This window comes from Nonomuraea sp. NPDC059023, from assembly GCF_042740095.1.
Taxonomy (GTDB): Bacteria; Actinomycetota; Actinomycetes; order Streptosporangiales; family Streptosporangiaceae; genus Nonomuraea.
The window spans coordinates 47,867-64,550 of record NZ_JBHYIO010000034.1 but is presented as its reverse complement, the minus strand read 5'-3'; the positions used below and the strand labels follow the sequence as shown (position 1 = coordinate 64,550).

At 69.2% G+C, this 16,684-nt stretch carries 14 protein-coding genes; 4 read left to right on the top strand and 10 right to left on the bottom strand.

Annotated elements, in window-relative coordinates:
- Window positions 1-188: 188 nt before the first annotated feature.
- Together ACFWYW_RS42620 and ACFWYW_RS42615 are read left to right on the top strand one after the other, a co-directional pair.
- On the top strand, window positions 189-542 hold the full coding sequence (locus ACFWYW_RS42620) for a hypothetical protein (RefSeq protein WP_379611205.1): 354 nt from the start codon (window positions 189-191) through the stop codon (window positions 540-542).
- 533 nt (window positions 543-1,075) lie between these two features.
- Window positions 1,076-1,549, top strand: a complete 474-nt coding sequence (locus ACFWYW_RS42615; RefSeq protein ID WP_379611204.1) for a hypothetical protein — start codon at window positions 1,076-1,078, stop codon at window positions 1,547-1,549.
- Between the two features lie 570 nt (window positions 1,550-2,119).
- Here the strand turns inward: ACFWYW_RS42615 and ACFWYW_RS42610 are convergent.
- The 5 genes from ACFWYW_RS42610 to ACFWYW_RS42590 form a co-directional block, all read right to left on the bottom strand.
- Window positions 2,120-2,776 (bottom strand): NUDIX domain-containing protein, encoded by a 657-nt coding sequence (locus ACFWYW_RS42610; protein WP_379611203.1) that lies wholly within the window; start codon window positions 2,774-2,776, stop codon window positions 2,120-2,122.
- A 10-nt stretch (window positions 2,777-2,786) separates the two neighbouring features.
- Window positions 2,787-4,583 carry a DUF4434 domain-containing protein gene (locus tag ACFWYW_RS42605; protein ID WP_379611202.1) on the bottom strand — a complete coding sequence of 599 codons (1,797 nt, stop codon included), beginning with the start codon at window positions 4,581-4,583 and terminating at the stop codon, window positions 2,787-2,789.
- A 49-nt stretch (window positions 4,584-4,632) separates the two neighbouring features.
- Window positions 4,633-5,721 carry a glycosyltransferase gene (locus tag ACFWYW_RS42600; protein ID WP_379611201.1) on the bottom strand — a complete coding sequence of 363 codons (1,089 nt, stop codon included), beginning with the start codon at window positions 5,719-5,721 and terminating at the stop codon, window positions 4,633-4,635.
- An 18-nt stretch (window positions 5,722-5,739) separates the two neighbouring features.
- On the bottom strand, window positions 5,740-7,002 hold the full coding sequence (locus ACFWYW_RS42595) for a nucleotide sugar dehydrogenase (protein WP_379611199.1): 1,263 nt from the start codon (window positions 7,000-7,002) through the stop codon (window positions 5,740-5,742).
- Window positions 7,003-7,117: 115 nt separating this feature from the next.
- Window positions 7,118-8,782 carry a glycosyltransferase family 4 protein gene (locus ACFWYW_RS42590; protein ID WP_379611198.1) on the bottom strand — a complete coding sequence of 555 codons (1,665 nt, stop codon included), beginning with the start codon at window positions 8,780-8,782 and terminating at the stop codon, window positions 7,118-7,120.
- 57 nt (window positions 8,783-8,839) lie between these two features.
- Here ACFWYW_RS42590 and wecB point away from each other — a divergent pair, with 57 nt between their 5' ends.
- Entirely contained in the window at window positions 8,840-9,970 is a 1,131-nt protein-coding gene (gene wecB / locus ACFWYW_RS42585) for a non-hydrolyzing UDP-N-acetylglucosamine 2-epimerase (RefSeq protein WP_379611196.1), read from the top strand.
- 74 nt (window positions 9,971-10,044) lie between these two features.
- On the top strand, window positions 10,045-12,084 hold the full coding sequence (locus ACFWYW_RS42580; RefSeq protein ID WP_379611195.1) for a glycosyltransferase: 2,040 nt from the start codon (window positions 10,045-10,047) through the stop codon (window positions 12,082-12,084).
- Here the strand turns inward: ACFWYW_RS42580 and ACFWYW_RS42575 are convergent.
- The 5 genes from ACFWYW_RS42575 to ACFWYW_RS42555 are packed head-to-tail and all read right to left on the bottom strand — an operon-like array spanning window position 12,077 to window position 16,646.
- Entirely contained in the window at window positions 12,077-12,700 is a 624-nt protein-coding gene (locus ACFWYW_RS42575) for a phosphatase PAP2 family protein (RefSeq protein WP_379611194.1), read from the bottom strand. The genes ACFWYW_RS42580 and ACFWYW_RS42575 overlap by 8 nt on opposite strands.
- The gene (locus ACFWYW_RS42570; RefSeq protein WP_379611193.1) at window positions 12,693-13,400 is read right to left on the bottom strand and encodes a phosphatase PAP2 family protein; all 708 of its coding nucleotides are present in this window, start codon (window positions 13,398-13,400) and stop codon (window positions 12,693-12,695) included. The genes ACFWYW_RS42575 and ACFWYW_RS42570 overlap by 8 nt, the downstream gene beginning before the upstream one ends.
- Window positions 13,400-14,956 (bottom strand): phospholipase D family protein, encoded by a 1,557-nt coding sequence (locus ACFWYW_RS42565; RefSeq protein ID WP_379611192.1) that lies wholly within the window; start codon window positions 14,954-14,956, stop codon window positions 13,400-13,402. The genes ACFWYW_RS42570 and ACFWYW_RS42565 overlap by 1 nt, the downstream gene beginning before the upstream one ends.
- The gene (locus ACFWYW_RS42560; protein ID WP_379611191.1) at window positions 14,953-15,750 is read right to left on the bottom strand and encodes a DUF1206 domain-containing protein; all 798 of its coding nucleotides are present in this window, start codon (window positions 15,748-15,750) and stop codon (window positions 14,953-14,955) included. The genes ACFWYW_RS42565 and ACFWYW_RS42560 overlap by 4 nt, the downstream gene beginning before the upstream one ends.
- A 50-nt stretch (window positions 15,751-15,800) precedes the next feature.
- The gene (locus tag ACFWYW_RS42555) at window positions 15,801-16,646 is read right to left on the bottom strand and encodes a helix-turn-helix transcriptional regulator (protein WP_379611190.1); all 846 of its coding nucleotides are present in this window, start codon (window positions 16,644-16,646) and stop codon (window positions 15,801-15,803) included.
- Between the last annotated feature and the right edge of the window lie 38 nt (window positions 16,647-16,684).

Here is a 16,684-nt window from a genome sequence, read left to right as displayed (position 1 = left end):
AAGATCGCACCTTCTGTCCTCAGAGGTACGATCGCGCCATGGGGTTAGATCACTGGGTCGGATGGTCAGTGTTCCTGCTGAGCCTCGTGAGCGTGGTGCTCATGGTGATGCTACGACGCCGCCGCCGATCGGCCCTTTCTCCAGGACGGGGACCGGATCAGTGGCCCTGGCAGCGGTTGGGACTTCCGATGCCGCTGCCGGAAGAGACTCGCGCTCGTGCGGCCGTCCTCCTCAACGAGGGTAAGAGCGCAGATGCGGCTCGAACCATCCATGAAGACACAGGGCTCGGGCTTGAGGAGGCGGAATGCCACGTCGCCAACATGCTCGCCGCCGCACACATCCGCGCGAACGACACCCTATGGCCTGACGATCAGCTTGCCGACCGTGTAGGTGAGCTGATCGCGGCAGGACGATCGGAGCAGGCAATTCTTCTCATCCGTGGCGAGACGGGAATGAGCCACGCGGACTCCGAAAGCTTGATGAATGAGCTGAAAGCCCGGTATATCGGCCAGGAAGCGGGGGGTCGCGATCCTGCGATGTAGACGTTGCGGTGGTGAACTTCGGAACCGCGCGAGCTCTTTGGACCGCTTGCCGGGATGATCCTGGCCGCTCAACAGCGGAGATCACATCCACCGGGCCAAGCCATCCCCTTCTACCTACCTGGGAAGACAGGATGGACCTGTCACAATGCCGAACTTCCACGACCCGGCTTCATGGGCTGGACCTCAACGAGTCATCCGCGTCGAACGCACGACGATCGCCGACTGGCAGATCCCCGAGAGCCGCTGGCTCTGGTAACCGCCCAGGCATTCGGACAGTTCTGATATCCGATGGTGCCGTTCCAGCGGCTGCGCCGCCCCGTCCGGGGCGGCGACCGGCCCGCTTCCAGGAAGAGAGCCCCTGACCACGTTCAGGTGACGCCAAACTGCACGGGTTCGGCCTCTTTCGAGGCACCATGAGAGGTGATCGGTCAGTGCCCCTCTGAGATCATGGGCGCGCTCTCTCTTTGCGGGCACCGCCCCTGCCGCAGTGTCAGCACAAGTACCGGACTCATGTTGTTGACCTGGAGGATGGCATGGTGCTGACCGAGGCTGCCCCGGAGGCGTTACCGAAACGTCGAAGCAGGTGGCCGTTGTTCGTGTGCCTTGCGCTCCTGGCCTTCGTCGTCGCCTCCGTCCTGATGTTCAAGATCCCCGAGGGGCGGAACGACGAGAGGCTGATCCGGCTGCAGGAGCGGGTGAGCAGGCTTTCGCTTCCACCTCAAACCGAGCCTGATCAGCGTGCCAAGGCGAGCATGGTGGGTCTTTTGTCGGGCAACAGCAATCATTGCGATTATCTGGTCCACCTGGCCCTGGTCACGAAGCTGCCAGACGCCGAGATCGCACGCTACTTCCAGTCCGTCACAGTCGAAGGCGTCGAAGGTCGCGAGATTTCCGGCACCGTGTATGTCAACCCGAGCGGATCATGGCGGGGAGATGGATACAAGGGCGTCATCGTGGAGTTCTTCGACGGAGGCCACGAGGCCGGGTTCGATCTGCGCTGCCACTGAGCTGCAACGTCTCATGCTCATATTTCGGGTACGCGGGGCGAGTCGACGTGATCAGCGAGATAGATCATGAGCCCTTCGGGGTGCATCCCGAATGCCGCGGCGACAAGCTCGGCATTCATGGCATTGACCAGTTCAATCAGCCGGGCGGCGAGACTACGGCCGGGTCCAGGACGTGGTTGACATAGGCGACGGAGGCTGGGCTCCTGCCCGCTTTGGTGACCAACAGATTCGGGTTGCTGGTGCGCTCGGTTTCGCGGTGAGCCGCACATCCCTGTACGACAGCCCAAGTGACTGGGTCCAGGGGGCACCGAGCGGGGGCGTTGTCCGAGATGGAGGGTGCGATGTCGTCCAGGCGGCAGCTCGTGTCCCGCCCGGCCAAACCTGGGCTTGCCCCTTGAGGAAGCGCCTGAGCGAAGCGAAGTCCACCAGGGGTCGGGCCTCGGCCCGACTGGAGAAGCGCGGGAGCGAAGCGACCACCTTTGTGGCGGGGCGGGTGTCAGCCGGTCAACACCCCAGTTGGGCAACGGGTGGGCCGGGAAGGGCGTCTGAGCGGCAGCGAAGTCCTTGCCCTTAAGAGCGGAGCATAGGCGGGTGGAGGAGTTCGGCTGGGCCGCGTTTGTAGAGTTTGGCTGGGCGGCCGCCGTCCCGGGTGGTGGTGGATCCGGTTTCCACCAGGAAGCCTTCCGCCTTGGTGACCTTCCTGTGGAAGTTGCGGGGGTCCAGCAGTCTGCCCCACACGATCTCGTACACCCGCCGCAAATCCGCCACCGTGAACTCCGGTGGACAGAAGGCCGCGCCCAGCGACGTGTACTCCAGCTTCGCCCGTGCCCGTTCGATGGCGTCCAGCATGATGCGTCTGTGGTCGAAGGCCATCACGGTCAACTCTGCCGCCGGGATCCACGCCATGTGCGCCTTCTCCGACGCGGGCAGATCTGGCGCCAAACCCAGATAGGCCACGCTCAGCACCCGCTGCCTCGGGTCCCGGTCCGGGTAGCCGTACGTCTGCAGCTGTTCCAGGTGCACTGGCGCGCCCGGCAGGCCCGCGCGTTCGGCCAGGATCCTGCGGGCCGCGTCCGGCAGGTCCTCATCCAGCTGGATGAAGCCGCCGGACAACGACCATCGCCGGAGAAAGGGCGGGTTGTCCCGGCGCCAGACCAGCGCGCTCAGTGCCTGGCAGCGCACCGTGAGCACGACCAGGTCCACGCTCACCGGGACGCTCGGCACCATGCTCCGCACGTTACACGCTGATCCGGACCCGGAGCGGTTCCGTCGCCGCCTGTCCGGAGGGGAGCTTCACCCCGATGCGGATCCATTCCCCGGGCGGCACCTGCGACCAGTCGAAGGGTACCCATGCGGTCTGCAGGCCCTCGGCGAGGCTGGGGTCCTGGGGGACCTTGTCCAGCCAGCCGACGCCGGCGATGTCGAGGTCCTTGGTGCCGCCGCTCCATTCGACGGTGACGCTGCCGCCTTCGAGGTTGTAGCCGCGTACCTCCATCCCGTCCTGGATGTCGCGGTTGCGGCGGATGGCGTCCACGACGATGGGGCGGGCGTAGTCCTTGATGATCTCCTTCTCCAGGGAAGGATCGCCGCAGGTCATGAAGTCGCTCCACATGTAGGAGACGACCTTCTGGACGTAGCGGCCGGCCATGGTCACGGCCTGGTCGAGGCGTTTCTTGTCGGTCTTGCCGCGGGTGCCCTGCGGGGTGCAGGGCTGGTCGCCGGAGGGTTCGAAGGCTTCGACGTTGGCCCAGAGGTCCACCTTGAAGCCCTCCGCGAGCATCTGCTCGCGGGCGATGGACATCTCGCGGTAGTAGTCGCGGCTGGAGCCGTGGTAGGTGTCGCCGTACGTGCTCTCGCCCACGAGCGGCCGCAGGCGGGGGTCGACCTCGTCGCCGCGCTGGTCGGGCCAGAAGAGGCCGACCTTGCCGGTGCCCCGGCTGTCCTGCGGGGCGATGATGCCGACGCCAGTCCTGGCCAGTGCCTTGAACGCCTCGGCCACCTGCAGCGGTGTCTGGCCGAACCCGACCCGCTTCCTGGCGTCCATGTAGGGGCTGATCAGGATGGGCTTGTCGGGAAGCTCCTGTTCGACGATCTCGTGCTGGTCGGCGTACACCTGGAGTGTGGGGTTGCCGGCCAGCGTGGCGCCCATCTGCACTTCGAAGGGCTGGTAGACGCCGCCGAGCGCGTCGCGGCCCTCGAAGCGGGCGCCGTAGTCCTGCAGGATGCGGCGGGTGAGCGTGGTCAGGGCGCCGATGTGTGCGGGGTTGGCCCTGGTCGGGGTCTTCTGGTCGCGGGGGGCCAGCGGCAGCGCGGGGAAGACGCGCACGCCGAACTGGTCGCCCAGCGTGAGGAGCTGGGTGAGGCTGTCCATCTTCGACGCGGCGATGAGGATGAGGTCGTACTTGCCGGCTTCCTCGAAGTTGCAGCTCGCGTCGTCGGAGCCGTCCATGGGCGCGATGAGGCGGAAGTAGACGCGCTTGCCGACCTCGATGGTCCGTTCCACGTCGGTGCAGCGGAAAATGCTCGTGCTGTACGACTCGTCGGTCCGGTAGACGAAGGTCCTGGCGATCCGGTTGCCCGGGTTGAACTTCTTGAGGTCGTCGTCCGCCGCCTGCCGGCAGGTCCTGCCGTTCTCGACGCAGCCGGCGTAGAGGTCGTCGACCTGGTTGTTGTCGCGGCGCAGAATGCGGCCCTGGTCGTCGATCGGCCGGTACTGCATGCCGTACCCGATCCTGATGACGGTGTCGCCGCCGACCCGGTGGATCTCCTGGAACTGGTGGCGCCAGGTGCACGGGTTCGACTTCGGCATGATCCAGTAGCCGGTGACGGCGTAGGTGTACTTCTCGTCGGTGTCGAAGGTGCCGCACGGGTCGCTGAACTCGGAGACCTGTGGCGTCGGCTGTTCCTTGGTGGGGCTCGCGACCGGCTTGCCGCTGGTCTTGATCGGTTTCTCCGAGGAGGAGGGCAGCACGATGACCACAGCCGCTACCGCGGCGAGGACCGCTACGCCCAGGAGGACGAGGAGCCAGCGCACGTTCAGGAACCTACCGCCCTCGTGATGTGCCGGAAATAAACAGCCAGAGCTACTTCTTCACCCCGGCCCACGCCTCGAGCTGGGCCACGAACCGCTTGGCGGAGTTCGGCCAGTGGTGGTTGGCGCGGGCCGCCGCGTAGCCGCGGGCGCCCTGGCCCTGCCGTTCGCGCACGTCGTCGCGGAGCGTCAGCACCGCCTGGGCCACGGCCTTGGGGTCCTGCCACGGCACGACGACGCCGCTGTCGTATCGCTCCACCAGCTCCACCGCGCGCGGCGACGGGGTGGTGATCACGGGGATGCCGTGCGCCATGTACTCCACGATCTTCGTGGGCATGGAGTGGCGGTAATTGGGCTCGTCGTGGAGCAGCGAGAGCCCGGCCAGTGCCCCGTCGAGCCGCTTGAGCGCCTCGTCGTTGGGCATGAAGTCGCGCCATTCGAGCACGCCTTCCGCCACGGCCTCGTTGAGCATGGGACGGCTCTGCGGGTCGGCGTAGCCGATCAGCTCGACCGCCACCTTGTACGGCTGAAGGATGCGGGCCACCTCGACCGCCTCGCGTACGCCGCGTGCCCACGACAGCCAGCCGAGGTAGACGACCCGGTCGTCGCCGGGGGCGGTGACGGTGTCGGGCACCCACGTCTCGTTGGGCACGATCAGGTGGGCGTGCTTGAACCGGCCCGCGTACGCGGTCTCGGCCAGCAGCAGGTGAAGGTGACGCTCCGCCGTACCCTCGAGGAGTCTGGCGAAGAAGCGGACCGGCGGGCGCAGGAACGACGGCAGCCAGTGCTTGAGCGAGAGCGTCGCCGGCGTGTCCTCGTGCACGTCCCAGACCACGGGCGGGCGTTTGCGCACGCCCCAGACCGCGAACAGCAGTTCGGGGTCGTGGATCAGCACCAGGTCGACCTTGGCCCGCATCCGCTTGAACAGCTTGCGGGCGGCGAGCACGGCAGAGATCCGCTTGCGCTCGGCGGCGCGCGGCAGGTCGACGCTGTTCACCCAGGAGCGGGGAACGACTCCGCGCGCCGTGTACGGCGCGGCGTACGTGACCTCATGACCGGCATCGACGAGCGCACGGATCTGCCGGTGCAGGATCCTGGCGTCCTCGGGGTGATGCACCACCGTCATGACGAGCACGTGCACTGCGCGCAGCCTCCGTCGCTACAGCCGCTCGACGCGTTCACCCTCGGTGAGCACACCGCGGGTGTCCAGCACGAGCCGGGCCTTCTCCTCGATCATCCCGAGGTCGAAAGCGGCGTGCTTCTGCAGCAGCAGGGTCACGTCCGCTTCCACTACGGCCTGGGCCAGATCCTCCTCACGCGGCACCGGAGTGCCGTCCACGAGCCATTCCTTGACGTGCGGGTCGACGTAGGAGAGGTCGGCGCCCAGTTCCAGCAGGGCTCTCGCCACCGGCAGGGCCGGCGTCTCCCGCTCGTCGGCGATGTCTTCCTTGTAGGTCACGCCAAGCATGACGACCTTGGCGCCGTTCACGGCCTTCTTATGCCGATTCAGCAGGCGTTGCGCGCGGGCCACCACGTAGGACGGCATCCGCTCGTTGATCTCCTGGGCCAGCTCGACGAACCGGAAGGGGTAGCCGAGCTTGCGTACCGTGTACGAAAGGTAGGACGGGTCGACGGGGATGCAGTGCCCGCCGACGCCCGGTCCGGGCAGGAACTTCTGGAACCCGAACGGCTTGGTGGCCGCGGCCTCGATGGCTTCCCAGAGGTTGATGCCGAGTTCGTCGCAGAAGATCGCCATCTCGTTGACGAGGGCGATGTTGACGTGCCGGTAGGTGTTCTCGAGCAGCTTGGCCATCTCGGCCTCGCGGGTGCCGCTGACGGGCACGACCTGCTCGATGAACTGCGCGTAGAACGCGGCGGCGCGGTCGCGGCACGGCGTGGTGTAGCCGCCGACGACCTTGGGGGTGTTCCGCAGGCCGAACTTGGGGTTGCCCGGGTCGATGCGCTCGGGCGAGAAGGCCAGGTGGAAGTCCTGACCGGCGATGAGACCCGAGGTTTCGAGCAGCGGGCGGGCGACGTTGTCGGTGGTGCCCGGGTAGGTCGTGGACTCGAGCACGACGAGCGTGCCCTTGGTGAGGTTGCGCGCGACCGTGCCGGTGGCGCCTTCGACCGCGGACAGGTCCGGGCGGTGGTCCTCGTCCAGCGGGGTGGGCACGCAGATGACGATGGTGTTGCTCTTGGCCAGCACGGACTCGTCGAGCGTGGCGCTGAAGCCGTTGTCCAGCATGTGCTCGAGATCGGCGTCCGTCAGGTCATCGATGTAGGACTGACCGGCGTTGAGCGCGTCGACCTTGCGGGGGTCGACGTCGACGCCGACGACCCGCAGTCCAGCCGCCACGGCCTCCTTGGCCAGTGGCATGCCGACGTATCCCAGGCCGATGACAGCCAAGTCGATTTCTGTCACAGCTGTACCTTGGCGAGCCGGAAACAACACTTCATGGTCGCAAAGGTTATCTCAAGTCCACTCAGCTCACGCCTAATGCGAGCGAACCCGTCACAACCGGCAGGCAAATCCCGGGTCATCGTTCGTCTAGGGATCGGTAGAGCGTTCGATAAGTCTCGGCAACGCGGCTCCAGGTCCGCTTGGCGGCCACTTCAGCCCGTCCGGCCTCACCCATCTCAGCACGTCTGGCGGGGTCCTCGCGGAGCGCGGCCAGCGCCTTCGCGAGCTCTTCCGGGTCTCCGGGCGGCACGAGCAGACCGGCGCCGTCCGAGCCGACAAGCTCCGACAGAGCGGGCAAATCACTGAGTACGACGGGCTTCCCGAGCGCCATCGCCTCGACGGGTTTCAATGGCGTAACGAGTCGGCAAACCCGCAGGTCCTCCCGCGGGCAGACGAAGATGTCGATCGCCGCCTGAGCTTTCAGCGCTTCTTCAGGATCGACCCGGCCGGGCAGGATCGCGCTGTCCAGGCGCAGCTCCTTGACCAGCTCGAGGAGGTTCTCCCGCTCGCTGCCGTCGCCGACGATCAGCGCGCGCACCGGAGTGCCCTGGTCGCGCAGGTACGCCGCCGCCCGCAGCAGAGTGGCGAAGCCCTCATAACCGACGATGCTGGAGACCGAGCCGACCACGATCTCGCCGTCGGCGATCCCCATGTCCCGGCGGAACGCGCCGCCGTCGTAGGAGACGCTCAGCAGCGAGTCGTCCACGGCGTTGGGCGCCAGGTAGATGTTCTCGCGCGGCACCCCGCGCTCGACGATCTCGGTGGCCATCGTCTCGGCGAGGGTGACGACCGCGTCGGCCTCGCGCATGAGGAACGCCTCGCGCTCGCGCTGCAGCACCGCGCGCTGGCTGCCGGTACGCACGTCGGGGTCACGCGAGACCCAGGTCTCCTCCAGGAACCCGCGTACCTCGTAGACGAAGGGCGTGCCCGTCCGCTGACGTACGGCGTGGGCCACCGAGCCGTTGCGATGGTCGGTCGCCGCGTGCAGAACCTGGGGCCGCAACTTTTCGGCCAGCCGGGTCACCTCGTCGGCGCCCCGGATGATCCGCCCGGTGGTCTCGAACGGCATCTCGCCCCGCCCGTCCGGCAGAAGCCGGTAGTAGGGGATGCCGTCGACCTCCTCGAACGGCGTCGCGTCCGCGTGTCCCTGCAGCATCGGCCAGCCCCAGCTGGTCACGACGTGCGGGTCGAGCCCGGCGGCCTTCTGCGCGGTGACGATGCGGTGGGTCCGCACGGTGTATCCGGCCTGCGTGTACGGCAGGGCGTTGGTGACGCAGTGCAGCACCCGCCCGTCGACCCGCTCCCCGATCGCCACGGCCGGCTTCGGCGGGATCGGATCGGGGCTGATCGCGGCCAGCTCGCCCCGGTAGTAGGCGGCCCTGCGCTTGACGAAGGGGTATTTGACGTGGGGATCGAGCACCTGGGCCGCTTCGGTGATCCGGCCGGCGTCCCAGTGCGCCTTTGCCTCGTTCCACGGGGCCTGGACCGCGCGCATGCTGATCTTCCGCACCGCCCAGCGCACCTTGCGCGCGGCGGGCCAGGCGACCTTGCCCACGATGGGACGCAGCACCGGCGGAAGCGCGTCCGCCGCGGCCTGGGCCACCCGCACCGGATCCGACTTCACCTTCGTCACGACGACGCGGGAGACGATGATCGGGTGCTGGACGAAGCCTTTGAGTAGTCCGCCGACGCCCGCTCGGGCCGACTTGGCGGAAACCTTGCGTCTGGCGTCGGATACCACGCGGTGACCGTACCATAGGCAACGTTTTTCCCTGTTTCGCAATGAAAGGCGAGGTCAATGCGGGAGAACCCCCTGGTCCTTCACGTTCTGGGCGCCCGGCCCAACTTCGTGAAGGCCGCCCCGGTGGTCCGAGCACTCGGCGAACTCGGTGTGCGTCAGGGCATCATCCACACAGGTCAGCACTACGACGAGTTGATGTCTGACGTCTTCTTCCGCGACCTCGCGCTGCCCGACCCGCTCGCGAACCTGGCCGTCGGCTCCGGCACCCACGCCAAGCAGACCGCGGCGCTCCTGATCGGCCTCGAAGAGGTCTTCACCGAGCACGATCCCGACCTGGTCGTGGTCTACGGCGACGTCAACTCCACGCTGGCCGCGATCCTGGTGGCGGCCAAGCTCGGTATCAAGACCGCGCACGTCGAGGCGGGCCTGCGCTCGTTCGACCGCGGCATGCCGGAGGAGGTCAACAGGATCGTCACCGACTCGCTGTCGGACCTGCTGTTCACGACCTCGCCGGACGCGCTGCAGTTCCTCGCGCGCGAGGGCGTCGCGCCGGAGAAGGTGCACTTCGTCGGCAACCCGATGATCGACAGCCTCTTCTCCGCGCTGCCCAGGCTGGACCCCGCGCCGATCGTGGCGCGGCTCGGCCTGCCCGAGCGCTACGCCGTGGCCACGCTGCACCGCCCGGCCAACGTCGACAGCCCGGCCGCCGCCAAGGAACTGGTCGACTCCGTGTTGTCCGTGGCCGAGCGCATCCCGCTCGTCGTGCCGATCCACCCGCGCGGGCGTACCCGGCTGGCCGAGGCCGGCCTCGTGGACGGCCCGGCGGTCAAGGTCGTGGACCCGCTCGGCTACGTCGAGTTCCTGTCGCTGGTACGCGGGGCCGCGCTGGTCGTGACCGACTCGGGCGGCGTGCAGGAGGAGACGACCATGCTCGGCGTCCCGTGCCTGACCGTGCGGCCCAACACCGAGCGCCCGGTCACCATCACCCACGGCACCAACCGCCTGGTCACCCCGGCCTCGCTGCCGGCCGCGGCGGACAAGGCGCTGGCCGACGGCGCGGCGACGCCCTCGGGCGAGCTGCCGCCCCTGTGGGACGGCGCCGCCGGCCCGCGGATCGCCCGGGTCGTGGCCGCGTGGCTCAAGGGGGACAACCTGTCTCCGGCCGCGCAGGGCACTCGGGGCGAATAACCCCACAAACCCGGACAAGGGGTACGGCGCAGCCGTACCATCGACTGACCCCCGCGAAGCGATAGGCGAGCACCATGGCCGAAACCCCAGAAGAGCCGACCTACCAGCGGCTCGGTCCCGTCAACTGGCTCCCGGAGGAGCGCAAGCTCGTCGAGCGCTACGAGGCCGACATCAGGGAGCTGCGGCGACGGCTGGAGATCGCCGAGGCCAAGGCCGCCTACGCCGGATGGAAGCTGGAGGCCACGCAGGCCAAGCGGACGTTCAAGCTGGGTGAGGCCCTCGGCGCCAAGAGCCCGGGGCAGATCATCAAGGCCGTCCGCTCGCACGACAAGGCGCCCAAGGCGCCCGAGCAGGCGGTGACCGAGATCATCGAGCAGGCGGGCAAGCGCCCGCCGCTGGTCGACGTGCCCGCGATCAAGTGGCCGGCGGGGCCGGTGAACCGCCCCGACCTGCGCGTGGCCGTGATCCTGGACGACTTCTCCCGGATGGCCTTCCGCTACGAGTGGGACCAGATCGAGTTCGGGCTCAAGGACTGGCCGGAGATCTTCGCCGAGAAGCGGCCCGACCTGCTGTTCTGCGAGTCGGCCTGGCACGGCAACCAGGGCCGCTGGCGCTACCAGATGACCGGCACCAACGCGCCCAAGGACCCGCTGCGCGATCTGGTGGCCTGGTGCAGGCAGGAGGGCATCCCCACGGTCTTCTGGAACAAGGAGGACCCGCCGAACTTCGACTTCTTCATCGACACGGCCAAGCTGTTCGACTACGTGTTCACCTGCGACGGTGACATGCTGCCGAAATATCGGGAAACATTGGGACACGACCGGGTGGACGTGCTGCAGTTCGCCGCCCAGCCCCGCGTGCACAACCCGATCCAGCAGAAGCAGGGCCGCCTGCACGACGTGGTCTTCGCCGGCATGTACTTCCGCGACAAGCACCCCGAGCGCCGCGAGCAGATGGAGACCGTCCTCGACCCGGTACGCGAGCTGGGCCTGCACATCTTCGCCCGCAACGGCGAGGTCGACGAGAAGTACGCCTGGCCGGAGAAGTACCGCCCGCACATCGTCGGCGAACTCCCCTACGACCAGATGCTGGCCGCGTACCGCATGTACAAGGTCTTCCTCAACGTCAACTCCGTGCTCGACTCCCCGACCATGTGCGCGCGCCGCGTCTTCGAGCTGTCGGCCTGCTCCACGCCCGTCGTCACCGGCTGGTCGCGCGCGATCGAGGAGACGTTCGGCGAGCTGATCCCGATCGCCCGCGAGCCGATCGAGTCCTACAACCAGGTGCTCCACCTCGTCAACAGCCCCGAGCTGCGCGCCCGCATGGGCCACCTGGCCATGCGCGAGGTGTTCGACAAGCACCTGTTCTCCCATCGCGTCGACCAGATCCTGCGGCTGCTGGGCCGCCCGGTCAGCGCCGGTGAGCGCTCGATCTCGGTCGTGCTGCCCACCAACCGCGCCTCTCAGATCGAGCACGCGATCTCCTCGGTGGCCAAGCAGATCCACCGCCCGCTGCAGCTCGTGATGGTGCTGCACGGCCTCGACATCGACCCGGTCGTCGTGGCCGACAAGGCGCGCATGGCGGGCATCAGCGACGTGACCGTGCTGCCGGCCGCAGCGGAACTGTCGCTCGGCGCGTGCATGAACCTCGGCATCGCGGCCGCCGAGGGCGAGCTGATCGCCAAGATGGACGACGACAACCTGTACGGCGAGCACTACCTGTCCGACCTGGCCCGCGCCTTCGACTACACCGACGCCCAGCTCGTCGGCAAGGGCGCGCACTACAGCTACTTCGAGGGCTCCAACACCACGATGCTCCGCCTGCCCGGCCTGGAGCACCGCTACTCCTTCCTGGTCCAGGGCGGCACGTTCCTCGGCAAGGCCGAGATGTTCCGCGCCTACCCCTTCGCCGACATCACCCGCGGCGAGGACACCCACCTGGTCCGCCGCCTGAAGGAGGACGGCGTCAAGATCTACTCGGCCGACCGCTTCAACTTCGTCTACTGGCGCAGCGCGGACGCCAGCATGCACACCTGGCAGGCCGACCACATCAAGCTGACCCGCAACGCCCAGTTCTCCTTCGTCGGTCACCCAGGCCCGCACGTGCTCATCTGAGCACCTGGCGGATCATCACGGCCAGGCAGAACACCCCGAGCACCAGCCCCCACACCACGTCGGTGACGTAGTGCATGCCCCGGTAGAGCCGGGAGGCCGCCACGATCAGCGGCAGCCCGGCGCCCATCGCCCACACCAGCCCGGTCAGCACCCGGTGCCCGTGCAGACGGATCGCCAGCAGGACGGCCAGGCCGCCGTAGAAGCAGACGGCGGCGCTGACGTGCCCGGACGGCCAGCTGCTCGTCGGCGGCGCGGCGTCCAGGTGCGCCACCGGCGGACGGCTCCTGGCCACGAGCGCGCTGGTCGCCAGGAACACCAGCGACTGCGACCAGACCGCCGCGACCAGGAACACCGACTCCCGCCAGCGCCCCAGCGCCAGCCGGAACACAATCGCCGCCAGCGCGGTGAGCACCACGATGACCGGGGTGTCGGACAGGCTGCTGCCGATGTGGGTGGCCTGATCCAGGAGCGGCACGCGCTCGGCGGCGATGTCCGCCATGACGCCCGGCTCGGCCCAGTCGGAACGCTCGACCAGCTCCCCCAGCGCGAACGTCGCCGCCGTCATCAGCGACAGCCACACGACGGCCGGCCATAACCGGGCGATCACGTCACGCACGTCGCGCCACCTCCGGTTCCACGCCTTCGACCATCGGCTCGGCCGGCTCCCTTCCCATGTCGCGGCGCCACCCCTCGAACGCCGCCGTCGTGGCGGCGACCACCAGCAGGCCGAGCAGCACCCCGCCCACCGCGTCGCTGACCCAGTGCACGCCGAGCGCCACGCGCGTGGCGGCCACCGACACCGCGAGGAACGCCGCGATCCCCCACGCCAGCGCCTTGCCCGCCCCGCGCAGCCGGGGCAGGAGCAGCAGCACGAGCACTCCGGCGCCGAGCGTGGCGGTCAGCGCGTGCCCGGAGGGGAACGCCTCGCCGGGCGCGATCGAGACCGGGTCAGGCAGCTCCGGCCTGATCCGGCCGATGACGATCTTCAGCAGCAGGCCGAGCACCCCGCCCGCGGTGATCGTGACCATCGCCCAGACCGCCGGCCGGCAGGCGCCCCGCCAGGCCAGCCACGCCGCGACCGCGATCACCGCCAGCCGCCACGGCCAAGGGCCGAACACGTCCGTCCAGGTCAGCATCCACCGGGTCAGCTCCGGGTTGGCCGTGGCGACGGCGTGCAGGCCGTACGCGGTGGCGCGGTCGAGCTGCCACAGCGGCGGGAAGGCCGCCTCGACCAGCAGCGCGAGCACGGCGAAGAGCGCACCCGCGCAGAGGGCGACGACGACGGCGAGCGTGAGCCTGAGACCGAAACGAGGCATCAGAAGTCCTGGGTACGGCGCAGCCGCGGCGGCCGGCCGTCCGGGTCGACGACGAGACGGTAGAGGGGCATCGCCAGCGCCTTGCTCACCCGCCCCAACTCGGGACGGCCATGGCGGCGCAGGCGGCCGGGCGGGCGGGGGCCGCGCCGGTCGTTGTCGTGCCAGGCGTCCAGCCGCGCCGCGGACTCGGCGAACGCGTCGAAGGCCGCCTTCGGATCGCACAGGTCGAGGACGTCGTCCTCGTCGCGGTCCAGATGCTCGGCGGCCAGCGTGAGGCGCAGGTCGCGGGCGAAGCGCCGCGCGCCGGCGGGCGGGCGCGGGTCGGGCTCCTCGTCGACCACCGCGCAGCTCAGCTCGGAGTCGAACGTCCAGGAGCGCAGGTTGACGTTGTCGGAGCCGATCGTGGCCCACACGTCGTCCACCACGCAGACCTTCGCGTGCACGTAGACGGGCGTGCCCTCGTGGTTCTCCAGGTCGTAGATGGCGATGCGGCCGTCCCCCGCGCGCGTCAGCCGGTCCAGCGCCTCCGCGCGGCCGATCAGGCTGGCCGGGCCGGCCAGCCAGCCGTCCTGGTCGGGATGGCGCGGCACCACGATGATCATGTGAAGGCCGGGTTCGCGCTCCAGCGCCTCGGCGAACGGCTCGATGACCTCCGTGGACCACAGGTACTGGTCCTCCAGGTAGACCAGCGAGCGGGCGCGGGCCAGGACCTTGAGGTAGGCCCGCGCCACGCTGCGCTCGCCCTCCGGCGCGAACGGCAGGGCCTTGCGCAGATGCGGGTAGGTCCGCAGCAGTTGCACCGCGTGCGTGCCCGCCGGCTCGGGCGGCGGGCCCGGCTCTGGCAGCGGGGGCGCGTCGTCCATGCTGCTCAGGCGGTCGCGCAGGCGCCTGAGCGGGTGGCGGGTCTCCGGCGCCGGGTCCTCCCAGCGCTCGCAGAAGACCTTCTCCACCTCGGCCACCGCCGGGCCGCTGATCGCCGCCTGGGCGTCGTGCCAGGGCGGGCGGGCGCCGTACGCGCCGGGCATCGGGGCGGCCTGCGGGTCACCGCGGTGGGTGGCGTCGTCGCGGCGGCTGTGACACAGGTCGATGCCGCCGACGTAGGCCACGTCCCGCCGCGGGTCGCGGTCGTGGCGCAGGATGACGAACTTCTGGTGGTGGGAGCCGCCGTGCCGTACGCGGGTGTCGAGCAGGCACTGGCCGCCGGCGGCCTCGACGCGCTCGCCCAGGTGGCGGTTCTCCTCGGCGCTGAAGCGCAGGAAGTCCAGGTGCGAGCGCCAGATGAGGCCTCTGACCAGCGCGCCCCTCTCCGCCGCCGCGGCCATCGCGCTCGCGATGGCCGGGCCGTCCTTGGCCAGGCGCTCGTCCGGGTCGCCGCGCCAGTCGGCGAACAGCAGCAGGTCGTCGCGGCCCAGGGCGGCCAGGCGGTCCCGGAGTTCGGCGAAGTAGGTGGCGCCGTGGATGAGGGGGCGGACGAGGTTGCCCCGGGTCCAGGCTTCGAGCTTGGTCTCGGGGTTCCCGCGTTCGTCCTCGGTGAGGAACCAGTCGTCGAGTCTCATGTCCGGCGCCAGCGCGACTCCCCGAAGCAGTAGCCGGCGAACAGCAGCAGCCCGAGCGCGACCACCACGAGCAGCCACGGGCCCGCCGGGGTCTTGGCGAAGGCCCTGAGCGTGCCGTCGATGCCGCTGACCTTGTCGGGGTCGAAGGTGAGCGCCGCCTGGACGACGAAGATCCCGGCCAGGCCGGCGATCAGTCCGCGGGCGACGTATCCGGCGAAGCCCAGGCGGTCCATCACCATGCGGGCGCGCGGCGGCATCCGGCCTATGTCGAGCTCCTCGCGGAACTTCTTCTTGACACCCTGGTACACCCAGTACGCGCCCAGCGCGACCAGCACGAGCCCGATGACGGTGACGATGACCGCCCCGGCGGGCAGCGCGAGCAGGTCGCCGGTGACGTCCTGCGACTTCTTGTCCTCCGACTTCGCGCTCCCGGACATCAGCACGGTCAGCAGCGTGAAGACGATGAACACATACACCGCCACCCGGCCTGCCGACTCGGCGCGGTCCAGGGCCTTCCCGCTGCCGAAGAACACCTCCGACAACTGCCAGAGCGCCAGCGCGGCGAATCCGACGACCATGATCCATAGGACTACGGCGCCGAAGGGCAGGCCGGCCAGCATGCCGATGGCGCCGTTCTTGTCGGCCTCACGCTCGCCGTCGCCCAGGGCGATCTGGACGGCGAGCACGCCGATCAGGCCATAGAGCACGCCGCGGCAGGCGAGCCCGATGCGGGCCAGCCGTACCATGGCGGGGCTGTCGGCCGCTTGGCGGGCCGCGGACTCTGCCTGGCTCACCGTTCCTCCTGAGGGTCGTTGAGACCCCCAAGTGCCCGGAAAAATCCCGCTTAGACCTCTTTTACGGCTTCCGCCGCGTGCCAGCTCGCCAGAAACCGCAGCGCCTCCTCGGTACGCGAGCCCGGCTCGGCCAGGTAGGTGACCAGAACCTGGTCGCCCTGCTCGCCCGGCCGCAGGCTGTCGTAGTCGAGTACCAGTTCGCCCGCGAGCGGGTGGTCCAGGATGTTGCGCCCGGCAGACCGCTCCTGTACCTCGTGCTCGGCCCACAGGCGGCGGAAGTCCGCGCTCTTGACCGACAGCTCGCCCACCAGCGCGGCCAGTTCCCGGTCGCCGGGATGGCGGCCCGCGTCCAGCCGCAGGAACGCCACCGTCTCGCGGGCCTTGTGCTCCCAGTCGCGGAACAGGGTCCTGGTGTGCTCGTCGAGGAAGACCAGGCGGGCGCAGTTCAACGGGCCGTCCGGCGGAGTGGGCCTGTTCCAGAACAGCAGGGAGGCCAGCCGGTTACAGGCCAGCATGTCGGTCCTGCGGCCCATGACGAAGGCGGGGATGTCGGGCATCGAGTCGAGCACCCGCCTGAGCGTGGGACGGACCCGCTCCACCGGCGCCTTCACCGCCTTGCCGCTCGCCGGGCGGGCGAGGTCGTGCAGGTGGGCGCGTTCGGTGTCGTCCAGGCCGAGCACGCGGGCCACGGCGTTCAGCACCTCGGCGGAGACGTTGCCCGCCCGCCCCTGCTCCAGCCGGACGTAGTACGGCACGCTGACCCCGGCGAGCAACGCGACCTCTTCCCTGCGCAGCCCGGCCACCCGGCGGCGCTCGCCGTACGTGGGCAGGCCGGCGTCGGAGGGCCGCACCCTGGCGCGGCGCGATCGCAGGAACTCCCCGAGGTCATTGGCCATGACCCCATTGTCGGACATTTCGCCGAACGGCGCCTGAC

Excerpts from the sequence above, each read along its gene's own strand:
- ACFWYW_RS42620 (WP_379611205.1), top strand. The coding sequence starts at position 189 with ATGCCGCTGCCGGAAGAGACTCGCGCTCGTGCGGCCGTCCTCCTCAAC.
- ACFWYW_RS42615 (WP_379611204.1), top strand. The coding sequence starts at position 1,076 with ATGGTGCTGACCGAGGCTGCCCCGGAGGCGTTACCGAAACGTCGAAGC.
- ACFWYW_RS42610 (WP_379611203.1), bottom strand. The coding sequence starts at position 2,776 with ATGGTGCCGAGCGTCCCGGTGAGCGTGGACCTGGTCGTGCTCACGGTG.
- wecB (WP_379611196.1), top strand. The coding sequence starts at position 8,840 with ATGCGGGAGAACCCCCTGGTCCTTCACGTTCTGGGCGCCCGGCCCAAC.
- ACFWYW_RS42580 (WP_379611195.1), top strand. The coding sequence starts at position 10,045 with ATGGCCGAAACCCCAGAAGAGCCGACCTACCAGCGGCTCGGTCCCGTC.
- ACFWYW_RS42570 (WP_379611193.1), bottom strand. The coding sequence starts at position 13,400 with ATGCCTCGTTTCGGTCTCAGGCTCACGCTCGCCGTCGTCGTCGCCCTC.
- ACFWYW_RS42565 (WP_379611192.1), bottom strand. The coding sequence starts at position 14,956 with ATGAGACTCGACGACTGGTTCCTCACCGAGGACGAACGCGGGAACCCC.
- ACFWYW_RS42555 (WP_379611190.1), bottom strand. The coding sequence starts at position 16,646 with ATGGCCAATGACCTCGGGGAGTTCCTGCGATCGCGCCGCGCCAGGGTG.